Raw genomic sequence first — 3457 nt, forward strand, 5'->3', positions numbered from 1 at the left:
ACGCGGTCGGCGAGCGCCAGCACCAGATCGAGATTGTGCTCGACGATCATGATCGACATGTGGCGGCGCAACCGATCGAACACGGAAAACAGCTCCAGCGTCACCGCCGGCGCGAGACCCTCGAACGGCTCGTCCAAGAGTAGCAGCCTGACATTGCCCGACATGGCGCGCGCCATGGCTGCCATCTGCTGCTCGCCGCCCGACAGATAATCGGCCGCGACGTTCATGCGCTCCTTCAGTCGCGGAAAATAATCGAAGATCTGCTCCTCGCTCCAGACCACGCCATGGCTGCCGTCGGTCTTGCGGGCGAGCCGGCCGAGCGCGAGGTTCTCGCGCACGGTCATTCCGGCGAACAGGCCACGTCCCTGCGGCACATAGCCGACGCCGAGCCGCGCGATGTCAGGTGCCGGGAGCCGCACGATGTCGCGGCCTTCAAATTCGATTCCGCCCGAGGCAGCCGGCACGAGGCCGGCGAGCGTCTTCAACAGCGTGGACTTGCCGGCGCCGTTGCGGCCGAGCAGGGCCATGATCTCGCCCTCGCGCATGTCCAGCGTGACGTCGTTGAGGATGTGGCTCTTGCCGTAGAAGGTGTTGACGCGCTCGAAGCGCAGGATCGGCGCCCCTGCCTCGGCCGCCTCGTCGCAGCGCCGATGCTCGACCGCGGGGATGCCTTTGCCGGTGTAGATCTCCTGCACGCGACGGTCTTCCCGCACCGCTTCGGGCGAGGCGCTCATCAGCACCTCGCCCTGGTTCATCACCGTGACCGTCCTGGAGAAGCCGAGCACACGGTCGATGTCGTGCTCGACGATCAGGACCGGGATGCTGGTCGAGATGTTCTTGACCAGGCCGGCGACGCGCTCCCGCTCGGCGGCCGCGAGCCCTGCGAGCGGCTCGTCCAACAACAGCACCTGTGGCTTGGAGCCCAGCGCGATGCCGAGATCGACCAGCCGTTGCCCGCCATAGGAGAGGTCGCCGCCCAGGATGGTCTCGATACCCTCGAGCCCGAGGAATTTTGTCAGCTCGGCGGTCTCGGCGTGGATGTCGGGATAGCTGTCGATGTCGCGCCAGATGTTGAAGCGCATCGGGCTCTTCGCCAGCAGCGACAGGCGGAGGTTCTCATAGATCGACAAGCCGCGAAACAAGCTCGTGATCTGGAACGAGCGGGCCAGTCCCCGATGGCAGATCAGGTCCGGCGAGCTGCCCCCGATCGGCTTGCCGTGCAGGCGGATGACGCCGTCGTCGGATGCGAACATGCCTGAGGTCAGGTTGAACAGGGTGGTCTTGCCGGCGCCGTTCGGCCCGATCAGGGCGTGGATTTCGCCGGCATTGACCTTGAGGTCCGCTTTGGTGACGGCGCGGATGCCGCCGAACCGTTTTGAGACGCCTTCAATCTCCAGCACCGTTCCCTGGGCGGCTTCGGACACCAGGAAAGCAGGCAAGGCCAGGTCGTTGTAGATCCTGCGCTTGCTCATGGCGGCGGCTTCCATGGGCGGCGGCCTGAGACGCCGCATCAGCAGCGCGCCGATGCCGATCAGGCCGGAAGGCGAGTACATCACGAAGCCCATGAAGATCAGCCCGAACCAGAGCAGCCAGTTCGGCGTCCAGCTCGACAGCAATTCGCGAAACAGGATGAAGAACAGGGCGCCGAGCGCAGGTCCCAGCATGCTGCGCATGCCGCCGATCACCACCATCGCGAGCAGTTCGCCGGCGAACGGCACCGAGACCGCCTCGGCTGACACCAGGTAGTTCTGGAACGCGATCAGGCCGCCGGCGAGGCCTGTGACCACGGCCGAGATCACGAACACCGCGAGCTTGTAGCGGTCGACCGGATAGCTCTGGAAGGTGGCGCGGAGCTGGTTCTCGCGGATCGCCACCAGCACATGGCCGAATGGCGAGCGGGTGAGCCGCAGCAGGAAGAACAGCACGACGAGCGCGATGACCGCGACCACGATGTAGTAGGTCATGGCATCGTCGAGATTGTAGCCGCCGATGGCGCCGCGCTTCAGGCCGCCGAGCCCGTCCTCGCCGCCGGTGACCTCGCTCCAGCGGAAAGCGGTGGTGTAGGTCAGGGCCGCCAGCGCCAGCGTCAACAGCGAGAAATAGACGCCGCGCCGCCGCAGGATGACGAAACCGATAATGAGCGAAGCGAAGGCCACTACGATCATGGACAACAGGAGCGGCAGCCAGATCTCGCCCCTGAACCAGTGGAGCTGCATCAATCCTGCGGCATAGGCGCCGAGCCCGAACCAGGTGCTGTGGCCGAATGAGACGAGGCCGGTATAGCCGATGCACAGATTGAGCCCCATGGCGGCGATCGAGAGCGCCACCACCGCGATGCCGGTGTTGAGCGACAGCCCAAGCGCGCGCAGCGCGAATGGCAGCAGGATCATCGCCAGCGCCGCGAGCAACAGCGGCCGGTATTTTGCGGCGAGCGAGGTCCTCATTCGAACTTCTCGATCCGCTCGCCGAGCAGGCCGCGTGGCCGCACTATGAGCACCAGGAACATCAGGATGTAGATCGACGCCTCGCCTGCAGCCGGGACGAAATGAATGGTGACGCCGCGCACGACGCCGACCAGCAGTGCGGCGAGCACGACGCCCCAGAAGCTGCCGAGGCCGCCGATCACCACGACCACGAAGGCGACGGTGATGATCTCCGAACCCATCGCCGGCTGCACGATGGTGATCGGTGCGAAGAACGCGCCGGCGAGCGCGGCCATGCCGACGCCGAGCATGACAATCCCGGTCATGTAAGGTTGCAGGCGGATGCCGAGTGCTGCGACCATGTCCGGCCGCTGGATGCCGGCGCGCACCACGCGGCCGAACGACGTCTTGTGGAGAAGGAGCCAGACAGCGATCAGCACCGCGACGATCACGGCGAGGATCAGGAGGCGATAGCGCGAGAACAGGAAATTGCCGACAAATACCGAGCCGCGGAAGACTGGCGGGATCTCGGCCGATAGCGGCGCCGGACCCCAGATGATGCGGATCGCCTGCTCGGCGACCATGGCGAGCGCAAAGGTCACGAGCAGGCTGAGGATCGGATCGGCGGTATAGAAGCGGCGCAGGATCAGCCGCTCGAATACGATACCGAGCAGCGCGACCGCAACCGGCGAGATCACCACCGCCGGGCCGAAGCCCAGCGTATTGGTGAGCTCGACGAGAGCATAGGCCCCGAGCGCGTAGAAGGCGCCATGCGCGAGGTTGACGATGCCGCCGACCGAGAAGATCAGCGACAGCCCGAGCGCGATCAGGAGATAGTAGCCTCCGAGCACGAGGCCGTTCACCACCTGCTCCAGCAAGAACGCGATCTGCATGCTCACCTTTCCGCAACGGGAGGAGGTCGGCGCGAAGCGCCGGGTGAGGGGGCGCCGCGATCGATGGAGCGTAACCCCTCACACGCTATTCTCGCTTTGCGAGAATATCGACCTCTCCCTCTGGGAAAGGTCGGCACTGTC

2 protein-coding genes are annotated in these 3457 nt (G+C 65.5%); both read right to left on the bottom strand.

Annotation, left to right across the window (positions count from 1 at the left end; genetic code table 11):
- A partial coding sequence (locus JOY90_RS03865) for a branched-chain amino acid ABC transporter ATP-binding protein/permease (RefSeq protein ID WP_291689842.1) occupies nucleotides 1-2444 on the bottom strand: 2444 nt, incomplete at its 3' end.
- Nucleotides 2441-3316: a branched-chain amino acid ABC transporter permease gene (locus tag JOY90_RS03870; protein WP_291689843.1), complete on the bottom strand. Its 876-nt coding sequence runs from the start codon at nucleotides 3314-3316 to the stop codon at nucleotides 2441-2443. The genes JOY90_RS03865 and JOY90_RS03870, both read right to left, overlap by 4 nt.
- Nucleotides 3317-3457 lie beyond the last annotated feature (141 nt).

Origin of the sequence: Bradyrhizobium sp., from assembly GCF_019242285.1 — a bacterium.
GTDB lineage: Bacteria > Pseudomonadota > Alphaproteobacteria > Rhizobiales > Xanthobacteraceae > Bradyrhizobium.

What these genes read in the sequence shown, in the direction of transcription:
- JOY90_RS03870 (WP_291689843.1), bottom strand. Translation starts at nt 3,316, where the DNA reads ATGCAGATCGCGTTCTTGCTGGAGCAGGTGGTGAACGGCCTCGTGCTC.